We start from the raw sequence: 21,911 nt of genomic DNA, 5'->3' as shown, positions 1-21,911 counted from the left end.
TATAGAACCATTTTTCATTTATCCAAAACAAATTTTTAAAAAAATCTATTCGTACCTTCGCGAAATCAATATTAAACAAATGATTCTAATTATAGATGTAGGTAATACGAGGATTAAAAGTGCTGTTTTTGAACAGGATACGCTCGTTGAAGTAAATTTTTTCTCAAATGAAAGTTTCAAAACTTCAATAGAAAATATTTTAAAAAAATTTGATAAAATCACTAATTTAGTGATTGCTTCTGTTGGAATACTAGAAAAAGAAGCTTTCCAATCGTTTTCTAATCAAGTAAAAATAAATTTTATTTCTAGAGAAAGTAATTTTCCTTTTCAGAATAATTATATTTCTCCAAGCACATTAGGAATAGACAGAATGGTTTTGTCTGCTGGAGCAGTTTTACAATTTCCAAAACAAAATAGATTAATAATTGATGCAGGAACTTGTGTGACTTATGATTTTATTGATGATAAAGATGTTTACCATGGTGGCGCAATTTCACCAGGGATTCGTTTGCGCTATGAAGTAATGCATAATTACACTGCAAAACTACCTTTATTAAGCATTGAAGAGTCGGAAAAAGTTATTGGGAATACTACAAATCAGTCGTTGCACTCAGGAGTAATAAACGGTATAACTTTTGAAATAGATGGTTTTATAGACTCCATAAAAAGCAAAAACGAAAACTTTATCATAATTTTAACTGGTGGAGACGCTAATTTTTTGGCTAAACGATTAAAAAATACCATATTTGCCAATTCAAATTTTCTTTTGGAGAGTTTGAACAATCTTTATCAATATCAAAAATGATTAAAAAAATTTTATTAAGCAGTTTTATCCTGCTATCGCTTCATAGTTTTGCACAAGAAGGTACAGCATCTCCATATTCATTTTACGGAATTGGGAATGTGAAATTTCAAGGAACTGTCGAAAATAAATCTATGGGAGGTTTGGGTATTTTGCCAGATAGTATTCACGTAAACTTGCAAAATCCAGCATCATTGTCGGCATTAAAATTAACTTCATTTGGAGTTGCAGGTACATATAATAAAGAATCTTTAAACAGTGCTTCTAGTTCTGAAAAAGCAAGAAGAACTTCTTTAGATTATCTTGTTATGGCTTTTCCTTTGGGAAAATTGGGTTTAAGTTTAGGTATGATGCCTTACTCATCGGTTGGATATAAAATTCAAAATACAGACGCAAGCGGAAATGGTTCTAGATATTCAGGAACAGGTGGTGTAAATAAGGTTTTTGTAGCTGCTGGATATCAAATTACTCCTAAACTAAGTGTTGGTGGAGATTTGGGATATAATTTTGGTAAAATCGAAGCAAATTCTACAGCATTCATGTCCAATGCTCAATATGGATCTAGAGAACTGAATACAAATGAGTATAGTGGAATTAGTCTTAATGCAGGTTTGATTTATAAAACTAAATTTAAAAAATATGATTTAGTGTCAAGTCTAACACTTTCGCCTTCTACTAGTTTAAACTCTAGTAATCAAAAGAATTTAGCAGTGATTACTTATACTTCTTCTGGGTCAGAAAGAATTTGGGATTCAAAAGATATTTTGGTAAGTGATTCAAAAATAAAATTACCAACTAAATTATCATTCGGAGGTGGACTTGGGGAAATTAAAAAATGGTTTGTTGGGTTTGAATCTACTTTTCAAGGAACTAGCAATTTTGGAAATAAATATGCTTCAAATGTTTCGTTCAAAAATGCAGTTAAATTTTCTTTAGGAGGTTATTATACACCTAATTATAATTCTTTTTCAAACTATTTTAACAAAGTAACATATAGAGCTGGTCTTCGATCTGAGAGTACGGGTTTAGTAATTAATAATCAATCTATAAATGATTCAGCACTTACTTTAGGACTTGGATTGCCTGTAGGAGGAGCATTTTCTAATATTAATCTAGGATTAGAATATGGTAAAAGAGGCACGACAAATGCAGGACTTATTCGTGAAAATTATTTAAATATGTCTATTGGAATGTCATTTAATGACAAATGGTTTGTAAAACGCAAATTCGACTAATTACATATAATGATAAAAGAATTTCAAATAATAAAAACAATAAAAAAAGTGATGTTACTTATAGTAGCAACACTTTTTTTTATTTCTTGCGAAAGCAATATAAATGAAGTTCGAAAAATAAACGTGTCGGAATTTAGTCCGGTAGGTGAAGCTAAAGATTTTAATCTAAAATACACAGATTCTGGCAGGATAAAAGCAATTTTGATTTCGCCACAAATGTTAGATTACTCTCAATTAGAATTTCCTTTTACCGAGTTTCCAAAGGGAATAAAAGTCACTGTATATGACGAACAAGGGAACAAAAGTTTTGTAACATCAAATTACGCCATTTCATATACAAACTCTAATTTAATCGATTTGAGCGGAAAAGTAAAAATCACGACACATGATGGCAAAGTTCTAGAAACAGAACAATTATATTATGACCAAAAAAACGAATGGTTTTTTACACAAAAAGCATATAAATTTACTAACAAAGGAAGTGTTATAGACGGATTAGGGATAGATTTTAGTAAAGATTTTAAAGTCTTAGATACTCAAAAGATAACAGGAGTTTATAGCATTTAAAAAAATAAAAAAGATGAATTATTTAAAATACACACAATACGTTTACTTAGTTGCTGGAATAATTTTTGTATACGATGGATTTTCAAAATTAAATTCAGGTACAGATATGCCTTATTTGAGTTTTATACTTGCAGCTACCGCAATTTTTATGTTTTTCTTTCGAAGAAAATTTGCTAAAAAATTTGACAATCAAGACCAAAACAAATAAAAAAATAAACTTTCTATTAAAATAAAAGGCTAAGCCTTTTGTTATTTGATAGATAATTGTATTTTCGCTCACTGAATAAAAAAATATTTTTAAAAAATGGCAGTTTTATCAAAAATTAGACAAAAATCATTTTTAGTTGTCGCAATAGTAGGATTAGCATTATTTGCATTTATAATTGGTGCATTAATCGAAAATGGAGGATTTGGAAAAACATCTAGAAACGCAGGAACTATAAATGGGGTAGATATTCCTTTTGAAGAATTTAGAGGGAAAGTTGATATGGCTCAAAAAAGTCAGCAAGGACAAAATATGTCTATCATGCAAGCCACAAATGGAGTTTGGGATCAAGAAGTAAGAAGAGTTTTGCTTGAAAAACAATGCGAAAAATTAGGTCTACGCATAGGTGATGATCAATTAATTAATGTAATTAAAGAAGATCCTCAGTTTGCGCAAAACCCTCAGTTTTTGAACGCTGCTGGTAAGTTTGACAAAGCAAAATTTAACGAATTTATTGCATCTATCAAAAACTCATCAGCTGAAAGATGGCAACAATGGTTAGATTATGAAAAGCAATTAGCACAATCTACAACTGAACAAATGTATAACACGATGATTCAATCAGGTTTTTATACAACACAAGCAGAAGCAAAATTTAACTATGAGTTAGAAAACAATAAAGTTAGTTTCAATGTAGTATCTGTGCCATATTCAACCATCGAAGATAAAAAAGTAGAACCTACAGATGCTGAGTTAATCGCCTTTATGAAAAAAGACGAAAAGAAATACAAAGCTGACGAGTCTCGCGAGTTAGAATTTGTAATGATTGAAGACAAAGCATCAGCAGAAGATAAGAAAGTAGTAGAAGATAAAGTAAATGGGTTATTAAACTCTGTTGAAGATAATCCAGTAACTACAACTGTAAACGAAGCAAAAGTCGGATTTAAAAATGCTTCAAATTTAGTAGAATTTGTAAATGCAAATTCAGATATAAAATACGATTCAACATATGTAGCTAAAAAAGATTTGCCGGCAGAACATGCAGAAGCATTATTTAACTTAGCTCCAGGACAAGTTTACGGACCATACGTATTTGGTGATTACTATTGTCTTACAAGAAATTTAGGAAAAAAACTAAATGCAAATGTAAAAGCTAGCCATATCTTAATTAGCTATGAAGGAACAAAAGTTCCTAACAAAAGAGAAAAAAGAACAAAAGAACAGGCAAAAGCAAAAGCAGAATCTATATTAGCTCAAGTTCTAGCAAATCCATCATCATTCCAAATGTTGGCTTATACTAGCTCTGATGATTCATCTGCTCAGCAAGGTGGAGATTTAGGTTATTTTAGTCAAGGTCAAATGGTAAAACCGTTTAACGATTTTGCATTCTCTAATCCAGTTGGGAAAATAGGATTGGTAGAAACTGATTTTGGTTTTCACATTATTAATGTAACAGATAAGCAGGATGCAGTTCGTTTAGCTACAATTGCTCAAAAAATTGCACCATCTGAAGCGACAAGTGATAAAGTATTTACAACTGCAACTAAATTTGAAATGGCTGCTAACGAAAAAGCATTTGATGTTGCTGCTAAAGAAATGAAATTAACAGTTGCGCCAATTGCTAAAGTATTAGCGATGGACGAAAATGTTCAAGGAATAGGAAATCAAAGAGAAATTGTTCGTTGGGCATTTGGTGCAAAAGAAGGAGAAGTAAAACGTTTCAATATTCCTTCTGGTCACGTAGTGGCTCGTTTGAAAAAAATAAATGAAGCTGGTTTATTATCTATCGAGGACGCAAAAGCGGCAATAGGAGCTAAATTAAGAAATGAAAAGAAAGCAGAATTAATCAAAGTTAAAATGACTGGTTCTACACTGGAAGCTGTTTCTAAAGCTACAGGTTCTCCTGTAAAAGAAGCTCTAGATGTTGTTGCTGCTAATTCTTACATACAAACTATAGGTGCAGAACCTAAAGTTGTAGGAACTGCTTTTTCTCTTAAACCAGGTGTTGTTTCTCAAACAATCGATGGCGCTTCTGGAGTTTTTAAAATCAAAGTAAAATCTAGTACTAAAGCACCAGCTGCTAAAGATTATAAAGATATTGTAACAAGACTAAACGGACAATCTAAAGGGTCAGCGCAAGGTAGAGTATACAATTCACTTAAGAAAGACGCTACTATCGAAGATAATAGAGCTCAATTTAACTAGAAAATATTAAGTTATAAACAAAAAAAATCCCGATTAGTCGGGATTTTTTTTGTTTAAGTGTATTTCTATATATGTTTTGTAATCTCATAAATATTAAACTCTTTTCCGTAATTTTGTCAAATAATAATTTTAAAAAAAATCATGAAAAATATAAAAGTAATATTAGTATTTTTTCTTTTAACAGGAATTGTATTTGTAAGTTGTAAAAAAGAAGCAGGAGTTGAAGTAGCAATTACAAAAAAAGGAATTGCAAAAGTAGAAACAACAAGTTTTAATATTGAAGGAATGACCTGTGCAATGGGTTGTGCAAAAACAATCGAAAATAAATTAGCAAGCCTTGATGGTGTGCAAAAAGCCTCTGTTGATTTTGATAAAAAAACGGCAACAATCCAATATGATGGAAATATACAAACTCCAGAAAAATTAGCTGAAACCGTAGAAGCCGTTGCTGATGGTAAAACTTACAAGGTTTCAGAATTAAAATAGAATTCGCTCTTATTTCCACTTCAAGCTTTCCATCAAAACGCGTAAATCATTTTTTATGTATGCTGCAGCTGGTAATACTGAGTCGTAATTGGGTTTTGCATAAAAATAAACTGAACCTACTAGAAAATGTTTTGTACTATCAGTTAAATAAAATTGCGACTGAGAAGCTGCATTTCCGCCTACCTCATAAAACATTCCGTATGCTTTCCGCTCTTTGTTGGTATAAGGCTGTTCGCTAATTCCATCGGCTTTTATAACGTGTTCGTAAGTTAGTTTTTGAGCGTCACGTAACAATTCTTTTAGATTATTGTTTACTGGCTTATAATTAAGATAAACAGTTGCTTTAAGGTTAGGATAATCAATGTCAAAATTACAATTTCCTTTGTCTACAACTTTGCCAAGGGTGTTGTACTGGAAAGTATAACCACATGTTTTATCAAAATTAGAATAAACAGGATCAGGGTAATCTAAACTTAAATAGGCTTTAGGTTTTGGCAAAACATCATCTTTACAACCAATAATGCAAATTGTAATTGTAACAAAGAAAAGAAAGGTAAAATATTTATTAAGCATTGTTTGAGTTTTAAAAAGGCAAATCATTTTCAATAGTAGAATCAAAACTTGTTGTTTTTGGAGCTTCAGATTGTGTTTTTACGTTTTCAGAATCTTTTTTAGTATTCAAAAATGTAAATTCAGTAACTTGAATTTCGGTTGTGTATTTTGTGGTTCCGTCTTCAGCTTGCCATTGTCTGGATTTTATCCTTCCTTCTACATATATTTTATCTCCTTTAGACAAGTATTTTTCACAAATTTCAGCAGCTTTATTGCGTACAACAACATTATGCCATTCGGTCGAAGTTATTTTTTCACCAGTAGTCTTGTTAATATAAACTTCGTTTGTCGCAAGCGGAAATCTGCCTATGCAATTGCCTCCTTCAAAATAATGCATTTTTATATCTTCGCCTAGATAACCTATTAGCATAACTTTATTTAACGTTCCGTTCATTGTAATTTCATTTGAGAATACCAAAGATAACTCATTTTAATTAAAACTTATTATTCTCTATAAAATTGTGAAGTACAATTGGAAAAGGGAATTTATTTAGATTTTCAAAATCAAGACCATTTTTAAAAGTAGATGTTCTTTTAACTTTCCAAAATTTTATATATAAATGTTGATGAGTAAGCTTATGAGTTATTGTTTCAGTTTCCATTAGAATAATTTCGGAAATGTCGTCAAATTTATTTTGAATTAAATCTAAAACAGTATTTTCGGTTTCTAATATTTCGGTTTCCACCAATGGGAATTCGTATAAATTATGCCAAATTCCTTTAGCCGTTCGTTGATTAATTATGGTTTTGTTTTTTTCATCCAATATAAACAGATAGTTTAAAAATCTGTTTTTTGCCTTTGTTTTCTTGCTTTTTATAGGTAATTCATTAACTTTTTTCAAAGAAAGTGCAGCACAACTCGTGTTTAAAGGGCAAATATTACAGTTAGGGTTCTTTGGGACGCATTGTAAGGCACCAAATTCCATAATAGCTTGATTAAATAAGGCCGGATCATCTTTACTAATTACTTCTTGAGCCAACAGGGTAAATTCTTTTTTAGCTTTCGCAGACGTAATATCGGTTTCTATATTATAATAGCGAGAAAGCACACGAAAAACGTTTCCGTCGACTACTGGAACTACTTCGTTGTAAGAAAAAGAGGCAATTGCAGCAGCAGTATATTCGCCAACACCTTTTAATTTGAGTAAATTTTTATAATCTTGAGGAAAAATTCCGTTCAAATTTTCAGCAATATGTTTTGAAGTTGCGTGTAAATTTCTCGCACGAGAGTAATATCCTAATCCTTGCCACAATTTTAAAACTTTTTCTTCACTTGCATTAGCTAAATCTAAAACTGTTGGGAATTCCTCTGTAAAAGCCATGTAATAGGGCAAACCTTGCGCGACTCTTGTTTGTTGTAGCATGATTTCAGACAACCAAATAAGGTAAGGATTTGTTGTTTTTCTCCACGGCAAATCACGCTTATTTTCTAAATACCACGTTGTTAATGTTTTACTAAAATTCATTATAATTATTTGGTTAGCAAAAATAAAATTTTATATGATTAAAATTTAATCATTTAGGTTGAAATATTGTTTATTTAATTTATATATTTGCAACCTCAAAAAATTACATAAACTTAATTACGTATTAAAATGACAAAAGCAGATATCGTAGCGAAAATTTCAGAGAAATTAGGACTAGAAAAAGGAGATGTACAAGCTACAGTAGAGACTTTTATGGATGAAGTTAAAAATTCATTAGAAACTGGTGACAATGTTTACCTAAGAGGTTTTGGAAGTTTTATTGTAAAAACTAGAGCTGAAAAAACAGGAAGAAATATTTCTAAAAATACAACGATTAAAATTCCTGCTCATAATATCCCAGCATTTAAACCTGCTAAAGTATTCGTAGAAGGAGTTAAAACAAATAATGAAACAAAATAAATTACTAATCAATAAAACTACACATTATGCCAAGTGGTAAAAAAAGAAAAAGACATAAGGTAGCAACGCACAAACGTAAAAAACGTGCAAGAGCTAACCGTCACAAAAAGAAAAAGTAGTTTTAAACTACTTTTTTCTTTTTTAAACGTTCATTGAAATTGAGGAAAAGACAAATAGACAAAAGACGAATAGATAAAAGACAAAAGTTTGTTATCTAGAATATCTTATCTAAAAATCTACTTTTCTCCCAGGTAAAAACCTGTAATGTTTAATCCATCTGTACTAATTTATTTTAGATTTCAGATTGTCATTTTTTAGATTTTTTTGAATCTATGTATCTATCAATCTATTATCTATTATATAAAAATACAGATAAAAATTTACACATGAATAAAGAATTGATTATTAGATCTAGTTCTGAAGCTGTAGATTTTGCCTTATTAAAAGATGGAAAACTAATTGAATTACACAAAGAAGAAGAAACAAGCAATTTTCAAGTAGGCGATATTTTTATTGCCAAAATAAGAAAACCAGTTGCTGGTCTTAATGCTGCTTTTGTAAATGTTGGCTTCGAAAAAGATGCCTTTTTGCATTATCATGATTTAGGACCTAATCTAGCTTCACAACTGAAATTCATAAAACTTGTAACAACAGGTAAAATAAAAGATTTCTCCTTAAAAAGTTTCCAATTTGAAAAAGAAATTGATAAAGATGGTACAATTACCGATGTAGTTGCTGTTAATCAATCAATTCTTGTACAAGTAGTCAAAGAACCAATATCTACTAAAGGACCAAGGATAAGCTCAGAGCTTTCACTTGCCGGAAGATTTATTGTTTTAGTCCCATTTTCAGATAGAGTTTCTATTTCTCAAAAAATAGAATCTAAAGAAGAAAAAGACAGACTAAAACGTCTAGTACAATCTATCAAACCAAAAGGATTCGGTGTTATTGTTCGTACAGTAGCAGAAGGCAAAAAAGTTGCAGAAATAGACAAAGACTTGCAAAATTTGGTGGACAAATGGACATCAATGTGCAAAAAAATTCCAACAGCGCATCATCCATCAAAAGTGTTAGGAGAACTCAACAGAGCATCATCAATATTACGAGATGTTTTTAATGATACTTTTAGCGGAATTGTTATAGATGATGAAGAGCTGTTTAATGAAACGAAAGAGTACATTCAACAAATTGCTCCTAGTAAAGAATCAATGGTAAAGCTTTATCAGTCGAAAGACACTCCAATCTTTGAAAAGTACAGTATTGAAAGACAGATAAAAACTTCGTTTGGTAAATCCGTATCCATGAGCAAAGGTGCTTACCTTATTATCGAGCACACTGAAGCCATGCACGTTATCGATGTAAACAGCGGAAACCGCTCCAACAAAGCGACTAATCAGGAAGATACAGCTCTAGAAGTAAACATGATTGCAGCTGCCGAGGTGGCAAGACAATTGCGTTTGCGAGATATGGGTGGTATAATATGTGTCGATTTTATAGACATGTCTAATCCAGACAATCGTAAAATTCTGTTCGATTTCTTAAGAGAAGAAATGAGTGATGACAAAGCAAAACACAAAATATTGCCTCCTAGCAAATTTGGGATAGTACAAATTACTAGACAAAGAGTTAGACCAGAGGTTAATATTGAAACTCGTGAAGAGAATCCTAATAATGAGAATAGTGACATTGAAGCACCTATTTTAATTATAGACAGAATTGCTTCCGATTTAGAAAGAATTATAAAGTTGCATAATAAAGTAGTACTTAATGTACACCCATTTATAGCTGCTTACCTTGTAAAAGGGTTTCCATCAATACGTTCAAAATGGTTTTTTGAATATAAAAAATGGATAAAAATCATTCCACGTGACGCGTACACGTATCTTGAATATCATTTTAATGATAACCAAGGAAATGAAATTAAAGATTAAATAAAAACCGTCTCATTATTAATGAGACGGTTTTTTGTTTTTATACACTATCTATCAAAAAAATGCTACTTGATTAAAGTAGCATTTTTTAAAGCAATAGTTAGTTATTAAATTATTCTTTTATCAATTTTTTCACTCCTATTTCATTCTTGTTATTGGTTACTTTTATTACATATAATCCTGATTTCAAATTAGAAATGTCGATTTTATTTTCAATAGTACTGAATATTAATTTTCCTTCTAGGGAATATATTTCTATTAATTTTATTTCTTCGTTAGAACTTATGTTTAGTATAGAAGAAGTTGGATTGGGGTAAATAATAAAATTTTTAAAAGAGTTAAAAGTTTGAGAGTTAAGTAGAGAGCCAAATTCATAAGCACCCATATCGACCGTTGTGTTATAAATCCTTTGATTTCCTAATAAATCTGTAGAGCCAATAACATTTGTGTTATCTCCAGTGTTAATAGCTGGGGAAGTACTACTTAAAGTGTAATCTTCGCCAACAGCATTAGTAAATAATGGATTAGAATTACTAGTATTGGCAGAGGTACCACTTAATGTAACTCCTGTAAAATTAGTTTCATCAATTGAATTTTTGATTGTAATTGGGTTGATTACATCTTCAAGAAGTCCAGAAATGGGTCTTGAAGTAATCCCACCCGCAGCCTTATTATTCCACAAAATACAATTTGAAATAGTAGCATTATGATTTGAACTTACACTTGTTCGTTTAGATAAAACCAATGTAGCTCTATTAAAATTATTGATGCCAGCAAATGTTCCAGTGTCAATATTATCTACAAAAGTACAATTCGCAATATTTGTTGCAGCTGTCGAACTTGTTCCATAAGCACGTAGCCATAAAGAACTTCCGGAGTAACCCAATATTGCAGTATCTACTGCTTGATTTTTTTTAAATAAAGAATTAGAAACGGTATAAGTAACCGATACATTATTATTTGGATAAGAATAAATAGCACCACCACCTGCAGCTAGATTTTCTGTAAATTCACAATTACTAACAATTAATTCTGAAGAAGTTACATCAAAAATAGCATTCAAAGCACCTCCAGTGTCATTGGCAACATTTTTCATGATTTTACAATTGTTAAGTGTCATTTTAGTAACCGCATTAACTTTGTAGATACCTGCGCCAGATTTTAATTGAGTAGTAGTTCCGTTTGCATGACCACCGGTTATAGTCAATCTGTCAAGTAAACAATTTTGACCTTGTAGGTATAGTACATTATAACTGTTGTCATTTCTAGTTGAATTTACTAGAGAAAGTACAGTATCGTCATTACCTGATAAATCTCCCGATAAAATTGTTTCATGTGTTCCAAAAATACGCTCTGAAATTTGTGTTTCGTTACCTACAAATCCGCCATATAATTTTAGATTAAGTGCGTTTATTGTAAATGGTGTTGTTCTACTAGTAGCATGAGGTTTGTATGTACCTTCAGTAATCCAAATTTCTTCATTGTTCTGAGCTATCGCTAAAGCATTTTCTAATTTAGTATAAGCATTTAACCATGAGATGCCATTGTTGTTTCCTGATGCGTTACCATTTACATAAATACGCCCAATTGTTCTAGTTGTTGAGAAATTTATTGGTAATGACCATCCTGTTGTATTGTTTGCACAATGTTTTTTTACATAAACTTTATAATTTGTAAAAATATCTAAGCCAGTTAAGTTTGTAGAACCTGAAGTGATTCCGTTAATAATTACAGCATTAGAAAAAGTATCTGAGGTTTTGTGATAAGCAATATCATATGTTCCAGTTCCTGTAATATTTATTGTTGCTGTAGTTTGGGTAATTGCTGTAGTTGACAAAATAGTGGTTTGAGGAGTATAGCAATAGCTATTATAATCCCCAATACTATTTATTTCGGTGGGATTTAATAAACGATTATAGATTAAAATATCATCTATAATATCACTATATTTATTTGAAGCTGCTAAATTATTCATTCTATTATTTCCAATAACCAAATTACCGTTTGTGTCAAAATTAGAAGTAAGAGTGCATGATGCATTACTAAAAGAATTAGTGTATGTTTCTTGAGCTAAATCATCTACATTAATACGTATGATATGATTTGTTGTATTAAAAGAAGCATCAATAACTTTTTCTAACGAAACAACAATATGATGCCAATTCCCATCAGATACTACGTTGTTTGATAGTTTTGAAATTGTATAAGTTCCAGCATTACAGGTAAATACATATCCTCCAGTTAATCTTATTTTACCATTTTGTAAACTCACAGAATAACCATGTCCTGTAGCATCCGAGTCATCAATAATTGTTCTAGAGTTATTGTCATTTGTAACGGTTTTTATCCAGAAACTTATTGAAAATACCGTACCCGAAGTAACATTTGGTCTTGTTAAATAATCGCCATTCAAGCTTACAGCACTGGTTGGTGCATTTTCAAAACGATTGTTTATTTGTGTCAGTGCTGATCCCGTTTGAGTAAGATTAATACCATTGGCACCATCTACTAAAAGGCTTCCGCTGTCAAACCCGTATTGCGCTACTAATCCGTTAGTAGGGAATTGTGCAAGGCAGAAATTGCCAACAAACACTACTATAAATAATAATTTTGTTTTCATAATTAATTGTTTTGATTTAGAAACAAAATTCGGCATAAAAAAAAGCCGTAATAAAACGACTTTCTGAAACTGGGTTTTGGCTTGCTAAAGCTTTTATCCTATGTTTTGAACTATGGTAAGAAACTCATCTTTTTTATCATTTGAAATAGAAACTGACTTGTCATTATCCATTATAATGTAGCCTCCATCTTTTTTAATATACTCTTTTATGTATTTTAAATTGATTAAATAAGAACGATGTGGTTTGTAAAAATTAGATTGTACTTCTAATAATTCTACAAAATGCCTTAATGGTTTACAAACTAATAACTCTGTTTCTTTTGTTGTGCTTACTTTGGTATACATGCCATCGGCTTCAAATAAAATAATATCATCAAAATTGACAAACTTGAATCCATCTGCAAATGGAAGTCCAATTTTGTTAAAATTGTTAGTCTTTAAACTCTTTTTCAATTCTTCCAACTTAATGCTAATTTCAGATTTTCCAATTTGTTGTATCGCTTTTTCAACAGCTTCTTTTACAGTTTCTGCTCGTAATGGTTTTAACAAATAATCTATTGCGGATAGTTTGAATGCTTTTACTGCATACTCACTATATGCTGTTGTAAAAATAATTTCAAAATTCAGTTCGTCTTTGTCAACAAAATCTAGTATTTCTAAGCCTGAATGTTCTGGCATTTCGATATCAAGAAAGATAATTTGTGGTTGATGCTCTTTAATTAATTCCACTCCAGATAATAAATCTTCAGCTTGAAAAATAGTCTCTATTTTAGATGTGTTTTCTTTTATTAAAATCTCCAATAGGTTTCTGGCTTTTGGTTCGTCGTCAATAATTACTGCTTTCATTTCTGTTAATTTATTATTGGAATTAATAATGTAACTTTTGTTCCTGTTGGCTCGTTTTCATCATTTGTCAAATCGTCAATTGTTACTCCTATTTTTCTTTTTTTGCCAAAATTTAGCAATTCTAATCTATTTTGAGTGGCTTTTGTGGCAAATGATAGGTGTTTGTTTTTATTTAATTGATCTGCTTTTTTTCTGCCAACACCATTGTCCATAATCACACATTTAAGTATTTTATCTTCTTTAAGTAAATTGAAAGAAATCTTAATGACACGATTTTCTTTCTTATGCAACAAACCGTGTTTTATCGCATTTTCAACATAAGGCTGAATTAGCATCGTAGGAATATTTAAATCTTCATTATTTTCTAAACTACTTATTTTGTAGCTAAATTTATCTTCGAAGCGTAGTTTTTCTAATTGTAAATAAATATCCAAACATTCTATTTCTTCACGTAATGATATATATCCTTTTGAACTGTGCTCTAAATAAGCTCTTATTAAGTCGGCAAATTTTGACAAATAAGAACTTGCTAAATTCTTTTGATTTAGAATTATATATTCTTGAATGGAATTTAACGCATTAAAAATAAAATGAGGATTCATCTGAGATTTTAAGTTCTCTAGCTTAAGTATTGCGAGTTCATTTTCGTGCTTTGCATTTTTTAGCGCAAGTTCTTTTTCTTTTTCTTTTACGGCTAGTTTATTTCGATAAAATGAAATGATTAATCCAAAGGCTATAAAAATTATCCCCAAAACAAACCACCATTTTTTCCAATAAGGTTGGCTAATTTGAAAACTAATTTTTTTAGAAATATATTTAGTCTCCCTACCACTTTTTGTTCTTATTTCGAAAATATAATCTTTTGAAGGGAGACTATTAAAATTTACAAAATTTACATTCTTATCTATTGCAATCCAATTTTCATTTAGACCTATCAATCTATATTCAAAAAATAATTCATCTTCAGGATAATATCCATTAACATGGAAAGTAATTTTAATTCTGTTTTTATCATAAGGCAAATCATAATGTTCTTGAACTAAAGTGTCTTTTTCATTTATATTAATTGATTTTATATTAATTTCTTTTACAAAATAGCTCTTAGATTTTATGCTTTTATCAATTTCTAAAAAATCCTCTTGACTAGCTAAAAGGATATTTTTATCATTAATTATAACGCTTTTTATATTTCTAATAGATGCATTATTATTTATTAAAGAAGGTCTAAATTTGTTGGTAATAGAATTAAAAATCTGAATGCCTTTGTCTGTTACTATCCACAAATCATTACCATCAGATTTTATTTCTTCGATAATTTTAGATTTTAAACCATTTGAATTGTCTATTTTTTTAACAAACACATTGTTTTTATATGCCAATATTCCATCTGTAAAAGTGGCTATCCAAACTGTTTTATTAGATGTCTGACAAATATCTTTTGCTGTAATGCTCTTATTATTATATTTTAAAATTTTTGGAATAAAATTGCTATTATAAACTATCAAGTTATCTACATAAGAAACAAAAATCTCATTCTTACTTGAAAAAGATCTGTACGCTCGACTATTGTTTAAGACTTTAGTTGTAGTGAGGTTATTTTTTTCTAATTTTAAAATACTAGCTCTATCAAATCCAGAATAAATAATTTGATTAGAATTTCCTATTTGCTGTAGATCTTTTGCATTAATTAAGCTTTCTAATTGAATGCTTTTCTTTGAATCTAAATGATAACTATATGCAGCAGCTTCTGTAGTTATCAATAAAACATTTAGCGTTTTTAAAAACAACAATGCAGAGACTTTTCTCTTATCCTTAAGAGCTATTTTTTCTTTTTTATTATTTATTAAATCTATTATAAATAAATTACCTTTAGTAGTACCAACAGCAATTTTTGTAGCCGTTATTTTTTCTATAGCAGATATAACCTCGTTACTAACAATATTTCTATATGATTTGATTTGCAAACTTGGAATTATAAAAATTCCATTATTTAAAGTTGAAGCCCAAACGGTTTGATTTTTATCTACGATGCTTCTTGTTATATAATCATTTTTAAAAAAAACATTTTTTAAAAAAAATTGATTATTTTTCTCATTTACAATTACAATGCCGTTGGAAGTGCATAACCATAAATTGTTATCGTGCTCAGAAACTGTTATAACTTTATTATTTTGTAATTCATTAGGAAAATTAACTTCCGAAAGAAAATCATTATCCACTTTAAAAAAATGATTTTGATTTAAAATATTATCATATAATTGAATAAATAATTTGCCTTTAAAACTAAAAAATTTTGGAAAAATATTGCTTCCAAAATTTTTAGTTTTGTGATGTAAAAATTTAACTTCATCTGATTTCGAGATTGTAAAAATTTCATCATTACACGTAAAATAAATTTTATTATCTAACTTGTACGAAGCACGAATAATGGGATGTTCTGACTTTGACGGCAGTATTATTTTTTTTCTTTCCTTGGTTTTTAAATCAATAGAATAAATAACTGTAGTAGAAAATATAAACAACTTGTTTTCAAGAATTATAAACTCTGCTAACTCTCCTTTAAGCTCATTTTTTAAGTCTAGAAAAAGTTCTAAGGAATTGTTTTTTAAAATGAAAAATTGTCCTGAAATATTATTGCACCAAAGTCTGTTTTGGTTGTCAAATTTTAATCCAAAAACAGAAAGTCCTCTCTTTTCATTATTAGTATAGGAAACATATTCTTTGCCATCAAAACGATATAAACCTTTGTCTGCTGCAAGCCAAATAAAACCTTTGTTATCTTCAATTATATCATAAAATTCAACGTCAGGCAAGCCTTCATTCTCTGTTAGCTTTATCGCAATAGGATCCTGTGCAAACAATTGGTTTACATAGAGAAATAGAGGAAGGCAATATAAAAGAATAGTTTTCAACTATTCAAAAATAGAACTTTGTATTGAGATACTTACATTGTATTTCTGAAAACCGCTTTTGACTTTCTAAATTATTCCCTCACAATCTCAATTTTTTTTCTAATTTCATAACCGCTTTCATCGATTACGGTGATATAATGAAAACCTTCAGTTGGTGTTATTGGCATTTCGTGAAACGTTTTGGTCGAACCTTTATACACATTATCTACATACCAAAAAACTTCGGTTTCCCGATTAGAATGCGCTATTTTTAGGATTACAGGTTGTACTTCGCTATTAAAATTTTTAGTTAAATATATTTTACTATTGGTTTTCGGGTAAATAAAATCCATCGAAGGAGTAAGTGTTCCTGCACAATCACTTCTGTAAGGAGGCAAGGGTAAATAGTCCACGTGTTGGCTTTTATAATACCATTCCATCACGGGAGGAAGAACAAACCATTTTTTGGTCACAATATTCTCCACATTCTCGCAACTGCTGTTTAGCCTATATTTCCCTGTTTTATCTAAATGAACTGTTTTGTGATACGGACAAATAGAAGTTGTTTTCCCTTTTAGTGGAACATATTGTTTTATTTTCGGACAATCTTCCTGCGCCAAATGACCGCTGAGTTTGCAAACTTCTACTTCTGTCAAATCCAATAATGGTGTGTCGAACCATTTTTGTCTTGGTAACAAATTAAATACATCAAACAAAATAGGAGCAGCACTGGTAACCCCAGTCAGTGTTGGACGTCCTTCGCCCGAAGCATTCCCGACCCAAACACCTACTACATATCTAGCATTTGTACCAATGGCCCACGCATCTCGATTACCAAAACTAGTTCCTGTTTTCCATGCAATTTTGAGTGAACTGTCATAAAATTTCCAAGCTTCGTCACCTTCGGGACGGTTTACTTCTTCCATCGCATTGTAGGTTTGCCAAATGGCTCCAGCACCCAAAATGGTTTTTTGTTTGCTATCGGAACCAAAATCAGGTGTGAAATTATGATCATAATTGAGTTCTACAAATTCTTTGGTTCTATAATTACCGTTATTTTTATTAAAATAATCTACTGTCGATGATAATCCTGCATACGTTCGACACAAATCCCACAAATTACTTTCGGCACCACCAAGAATTAGTGATAAACCGTAATGATCTGGCGACTTCGAAATATCTCGGAGTTTGAATCGTTGCAATTCTTCATAAAATTTATTGACACCAAAATCTTGTAACATTAAAACCGCAGGAATATTCAAAGAACGAGACAACGCCCTATGTGCTGGAACGGCACCATCGAATGTTAAATTGAAATTTTGCGGTGTATATCCTGAAATCTGAGTAGGAATATCGGCAACTAAAGTGTTGGGTAATAATTCGCCTTCATCGAGCATTGCAGCATACAATAAAGGTTTTAAAATACTTCCAGTACTTCGAGGTGCATCAATAATATCAACATCTTTCTGATGATTTAAATCGGTTGGAGAATTTCCAACATAGCTAATTATATTTCTAGTTTTAATATCAATAACGATAATAGCCAAGTTGTTCACTTCGTTTTGTTTGTACTGATTGTAATAATATTTAGCAATTTGATTGACACGATTTTGTAAGGCAATATCAACAGTAGTTTTCAATCGAGTTCCTTCTTGATTTTTAGATACTCGTTGCAAAAGATGTGGCGCAATTTGGGGTAAATCGTATGGTTTTTGCGGCAAAGGTTCATCGATAGCCAATTCATACGTTTGTGTATCAATAATGCCTTCTGTTTTTAATTTTAATAAAAGATTGTTTCGTTTTCTGAGTAATTTCTGTTGGTTTTTTCCAGGATAAATTAAGCTTGGTGCATTGGGTAAAACCGCTAAAGTGGCACTTTCTGCCCAAGATAATTGATGAGATTGTACGCCAAAATAACGCCAAGAAGCCATTTCTAAACCGACCACATTACTACCAAAAGGAGCATGAGCGGCATATAATTCTAAAATTTCATCTTTAGAATGACGCAATTCTAAACGAGTTGCTGATATGATTTCGATTACTTTTTCGAAATAAGTTCTGTTTTTCCCTTTTCGAGACAAACGAATCACTTGTTGCGTCAAGGTACTTCCTCCGCGAACTACTTTACCCGCTTTTTGGTTTTGCTTGATGGCATTCACCATTGCTACAGGATTAAATCCGGGATGTTTGTAAAAATATTCATCTTCAAAATAAACAATGCATTTCTTGAATTTATAAGGAACACTGTCTTGTGCTGGAAACCGCCACTGACCGTCGCGAGCAATTTTTGCACCTAATAATTCGCCTTCTTTACTTTCAATAACTGTAGAATAAGGTTCTTGAAATAAGGTTCTTGGTAATGAAAAATAATAAACTATCAAAAGTAGAAATACGATTGATGATTTTATTTTGTTCCGTTGTATTGTATCGATGATGCGTTGTAAGAACGCTGTGAATTTTGTTTTCAATTTATTTTGAGTTATTTAACCCTTCCAGAGTTCGAAACTCTGAAAGGGTTTTAAACTATTATTTTACAACTTCAACCCAAAAACCTTTGGTTCTTGCTAAAAATGTGTTGTCATACATCGCTTCACATTGCAATCCTGGCAAGTAATAATTCCCTAAATAAGAAGCATTAAGTAAAACTCTAAACGTTTTGGTTTCACCAGATCCTAACGGAAAATAGAAATTTGTTCTGTCATCTCGAATGTCAGTATGGTCGGCAATATTGTTTGTGGCATCACCAAAATCAGTAAAACGTGTGTTTACAATTTCGAAACCTGAAGGCAAAATTTGAGATAATGCTACGTTATCCACTCGTTCATTTTTTAGGTTTTTAATCGTAACTTCTGCAATAAACTCGGTGCCTTGATTTATTTTTGAAACATTGATGATACTTCCTTTTCTGTTTTTGAAAACTACATTAGCAGTCAAATTATTTTGAACAACTTGTTCTTTTCCAACAGGTAAAATACCAGAATTTAAAACTCGAACATATAATGTATTGTTTTTGTTGTTTTTAATTGTGATTCCGTTTGCTCCATTTTTAATAATCAAACTTCTTTCTGCTAATGTTTTATTGGTGTTAATTCCTAAAGTTTTTCCACCATCGTTAAACTGAACATTAATGCCTTTTCCACCATTGAATTGCGCAAATTTTGACATCGAATACAAGCAATAAGCAGTAGTTTGCGTACTCATCCATTGGTCGGCAGACATTTGTTTCGCTAGTTTGTTTGCCATAATAAATGCTTTTTGTTTCTGACCCAATAAGATTAAAGTTTCTAATGCCATCGCACGATTACGGTCGCTAGAACCATAATAGTAATAGCTGTAATTATCATTATAATCTTCATCTATTTTCGATTTTAATAACAAAGCCATTCCTGCTTGTTTTTGTCCTGCTAAAACATAAGCGGCAGCCAATCGCAGTTTACTCTCGTTAGAAATCCCTGAAGTTTCACGCAATCTATTCATCGATGATAAGTCAGGTGAACCTGCTAATGCTAAGGTGTACAAACGATATGCTTGTGCAAAATCATTTCCGTATTTAGCCTCAAAACGCCATTTTTTAGCTTCTTTTTGTTGATAAGAAATCCATTTTTGTTTGAAATTTATTGGTAAAACATAACCTTTTTTCTCGGCTTCAAGCAAGAAATGACCTGCATAAGAACTTCCCCAATCATCGGCAGAAGTATCTCCTTGCCAGTAAGACATTCCACCATTTGCCAATTGGAAACCACCTAATCTTGTAATTCCTGCTGTTACATTTTTCTGAATTAATGCTTTGCGATTGGCATCAATATCAGCAATGTCATTCAAATACAATTGTGGAAAAACTGATGAAGTAGTTTGCTCGACACAACCATGTGGATACTGAATTAGATATTGCAACCTTCCATTAAAATTAATCGACGGCATAGACGAAACCTCCAATCTTGCTTTATTGCTCCCAGCGACACCAAATGTTTTCCAAGAAATAGATTTAGAGCTGTTTGGTTCTAAAATGAGATCCGTATAAGTATTGGTTACAGGATTTGGATTCGTCATATCAATCTCAACATCATAAGTAGATTTTTCTTTCCCAGAAGTAGCAATGACTTGTACTTTTGCAATTCCCGTAGTAGCACCAACTTCAAGATTGAAATACGTCATTTTTTCATCAGGACTAGTGAAAGTTAAATTTTGAATGGCTTTGCCAATAATTTTCAACCCAGGACTTGTTTTTATTTGTACGGAAACATTTTTTACATGATTTTCCATAGCAAAAATTGTCACAGGAATCGTCACTTTTTCTGATGGAGAAATTTTTCGTGGTAACGAAGCCAATGCCATCAAAGGACTACGAACTGGCGTGGCTTTTTCGACAGCTCCATAAGCACTTGTTTTGGCATCGCCAGCGACTACCATTGTTCTTACTGAACCGATGTATTTTGGTAATTTTATTTGGTGTGTTTTGGTATCGCCCGCTTCTAGTTTGAATGGTCCAAGGTAAATGACTACAGGTTTAAAACGGTTGGCTTTTTTCGCTTTGCCGCCACCCAAATCTTGATCTCCACCAATACTAAATATTTGGTTTACTTTTCCGCCATAAGCACCAATCACATCATCGTAAATATCCCAAGTTTTTACACCCAAAGCTTCACGAACATAGAAACTTTCCCAAGCATTTGGTGTTTTAAAACGAGTTAAATCTAACAATCCTTCATCGACAACGGCAATGGTATAAGTCATTGCTTTTCCTGATTTTTCACTCACTTTTACATTAAACGTTTGCTCTGGTTTCAAAACATCGGGCATAATAAGTTTAGGTTCTAAAATCGTATTTTTATCAATTACTTCAACGGGAATAATTCCGTACATTCTTATTGGCGAATCGTTTTTAGTCGATGCATGTGGCTGTAATAACGTAATATTGAAATACACGTTTGGTGCCATAGCAGCCGTAATAGGAACTTCTACTTTAGTTTCTCCTTTTTTGGTTTTTGCCCAAAGTGTTTGTACTACTTTTGCTCCGTTTTCGATAGAAATTAATGCACGTCCGCCTTCACTCGAAGGAAAAGATATTTGCGCTTTTTCGCCTACTGCATAATTCTTTTTATCGGTAGAAAAAACCAACATATTAGCTGTTGAAGCATCGGTATTTCTTGTTTTTCCTGACCAGTAAGGATAATCTATATTGACAGTTTGTGCTGTAGCGTGACCATCAGTTGGATCGGTAACTCGAATCATATAACGTCCCCATTCTTCATCAGTTAATGCAAATTGAAAACTACCTTTTCCATTGGCATCAGTATTTACTCTTAGTGTTTTATATGAAGTAGTTGCGTTCGATGAATTGTAATTTGACACATCATCGTTTGATGAATCCCACCACCAACGCCATTCTACTTTAAACACTTTTACCTCTAGGTTTTTCACCGATTTTGGACGACCATTTTCATCGACAGTAACCACATCAAAACGATTGTTAACTCTCGTTTCTAACATTTGGTATTTTGTTAATTCAGGCAATTTTAATCCTACATACGTTTTGTAAGGAGAATAGGTTGTTGCCATCACATCTGTACTAAAATCGCCACCTTCCTCATACACTTTGGTCATAAAAGCAGCTCGTAACATTCC

General features: G+C 31.4%; 16 protein-coding genes. 8 read left to right on the top strand and 8 right to left on the bottom strand.

Annotated elements, in window-relative coordinates:
• Positions 1–79: 79 nt before the first annotated feature.
• The 6 genes from ACKVOV_RS05025 (at position 80) to ACKVOV_RS05000 (ending at position 5,500) form a co-directional block, all read left to right on the top strand.
• Positions 80–805, top strand: coding sequence for a type III pantothenate kinase (locus ACKVOV_RS05025; RefSeq protein WP_409205672.1), 726 nt, complete (start codon positions 80–82; stop codon positions 803–805).
• Positions 802–2,037, top strand: a complete 1,236-nt coding sequence (locus ACKVOV_RS05020) for a hypothetical protein (protein WP_409205671.1) — start codon at positions 802–804, stop codon at positions 2,035–2,037. The genes ACKVOV_RS05025 and ACKVOV_RS05020 overlap by 4 nt, the downstream gene beginning before the upstream one ends.
• Before the next feature lie 51 nt (positions 2,038–2,088).
• Positions 2,089–2,604: an LPS export ABC transporter periplasmic protein LptC gene (lptC, locus tag ACKVOV_RS05015; RefSeq protein WP_409205670.1), complete on the top strand. Its 516-nt coding sequence runs from the start codon at positions 2,089–2,091 to the stop codon at positions 2,602–2,604.
• Positions 2,605–2,617: 13 nt separating this feature from the next.
• A complete protein-coding gene (locus tag ACKVOV_RS05010) occupies positions 2,618–2,812 on the top strand; it encodes a hypothetical protein (protein ID WP_409205669.1) in 195 nt (64 codons plus the stop codon).
• A 96-nt stretch (positions 2,813–2,908) separates the two neighbouring features.
• The gene (locus tag ACKVOV_RS05005) at positions 2,909–5,014 is read left to right on the top strand and encodes a peptidylprolyl isomerase (protein ID WP_409205668.1); all 2,106 of its coding nucleotides are present in this window, start codon (positions 2,909–2,911) and stop codon (positions 5,012–5,014) included.
• A gap of 141 nt (positions 5,015–5,155) precedes the next feature.
• Positions 5,156–5,500, top strand: coding sequence for a heavy-metal-associated domain-containing protein (locus ACKVOV_RS05000; RefSeq protein ID WP_409205667.1), 345 nt, complete (start codon positions 5,156–5,158; stop codon positions 5,498–5,500).
• A 9-nt stretch (positions 5,501–5,509) separates the two neighbouring features.
• Here ACKVOV_RS05000 and gldD read toward each other — a convergent pair whose 3' ends face one another.
• The 3 genes from gldD to mutY are packed head-to-tail and all read right to left on the bottom strand — an operon-like array spanning position 5,510 to position 7,578.
• The gene (gldD, locus tag ACKVOV_RS04995; RefSeq protein ID WP_409205666.1) at positions 5,510–6,073 is read right to left on the bottom strand and encodes a gliding motility lipoprotein GldD; all 564 of its coding nucleotides are present in this window, start codon (positions 6,071–6,073) and stop codon (positions 5,510–5,512) included.
• 10 nt (positions 6,074–6,083) lie between these two features.
• Positions 6,084–6,506 (bottom strand): single-stranded DNA-binding protein, encoded by a 423-nt coding sequence (locus ACKVOV_RS04990; protein WP_409205665.1) that lies wholly within the window; start codon positions 6,504–6,506, stop codon positions 6,084–6,086.
• Between the two features lie 40 nt (positions 6,507–6,546).
• A complete protein-coding gene (gene mutY, locus ACKVOV_RS04985; protein WP_409205664.1) occupies positions 6,547–7,578 on the bottom strand; it encodes an A/G-specific adenine glycosylase in 1,032 nt (343 codons plus the stop codon).
• Positions 7,579–7,707: 129 nt separating this feature from the next.
• Here mutY and ACKVOV_RS04980 point away from each other — a divergent pair, with 129 nt between their 5' ends.
• Together ACKVOV_RS04980 and ACKVOV_RS04975 are read left to right on the top strand one after the other, a co-directional pair.
• Positions 7,708–7,998: an HU family DNA-binding protein gene (locus tag ACKVOV_RS04980; protein ID WP_394759925.1), complete on the top strand. Its 291-nt coding sequence runs from the start codon at positions 7,708–7,710 to the stop codon at positions 7,996–7,998.
• A gap of 386 nt (positions 7,999–8,384) precedes the next feature.
• Positions 8,385–9,929: an Rne/Rng family ribonuclease gene (locus ACKVOV_RS04975; protein WP_409205663.1), complete on the top strand. Its 1,545-nt coding sequence runs from the start codon at positions 8,385–8,387 to the stop codon at positions 9,927–9,929.
• A gap of 112 nt (positions 9,930–10,041) precedes the next feature.
• Here the strand turns inward: ACKVOV_RS04975 and ACKVOV_RS04970 are convergent, their stop codons facing one another.
• From ACKVOV_RS04970 to ACKVOV_RS04950, 5 genes are all read right to left on the bottom strand, one after another.
• Positions 10,042–12,549: a T9SS type A sorting domain-containing protein gene (locus ACKVOV_RS04970; RefSeq protein WP_409205662.1), complete on the bottom strand. Its 2,508-nt coding sequence runs from the start codon at positions 12,547–12,549 to the stop codon at positions 10,042–10,044.
• Positions 12,550–12,642: 93 nt separating this feature from the next.
• Positions 12,643–13,395: a LytR/AlgR family response regulator transcription factor gene (locus ACKVOV_RS04965; protein WP_409205661.1), complete on the bottom strand. Its 753-nt coding sequence runs from the start codon at positions 13,393–13,395 to the stop codon at positions 12,643–12,645.
• A 5-nt stretch (positions 13,396–13,400) separates the two neighbouring features.
• Positions 13,401–16,256, bottom strand: a complete 2,856-nt coding sequence (locus ACKVOV_RS04960; protein ID WP_409205660.1) for a histidine kinase — start codon at positions 16,254–16,256, stop codon at positions 13,401–13,403.
• A gap of 122 nt (positions 16,257–16,378) precedes the next feature.
• Positions 16,379–18,754 carry a penicillin-binding protein 1C gene (gene pbpC, locus ACKVOV_RS04955; RefSeq protein ID WP_409205659.1) on the bottom strand — a complete coding sequence of 792 codons (2,376 nt, stop codon included), beginning with the start codon at positions 18,752–18,754 and terminating at the stop codon, positions 16,379–16,381.
• Between the two features lie 58 nt (positions 18,755–18,812).
• Positions 18,813–21,911: alpha-2-macroglobulin family protein (locus ACKVOV_RS04950; protein WP_409205658.1), on the bottom strand; the 3,099-nt coding region annotated here is incomplete at its 5' end.

Source organism: Flavobacterium sp., from assembly GCF_046153165.1.
In the GTDB taxonomy this organism is placed as follows: Bacteria; Bacteroidota; Bacteroidia; order Flavobacteriales; family Flavobacteriaceae; genus Flavobacterium.
Note: the sequence above shows the minus strand (reverse complement) of the source record. Positions and strands in the feature narration are given on the sequence as shown.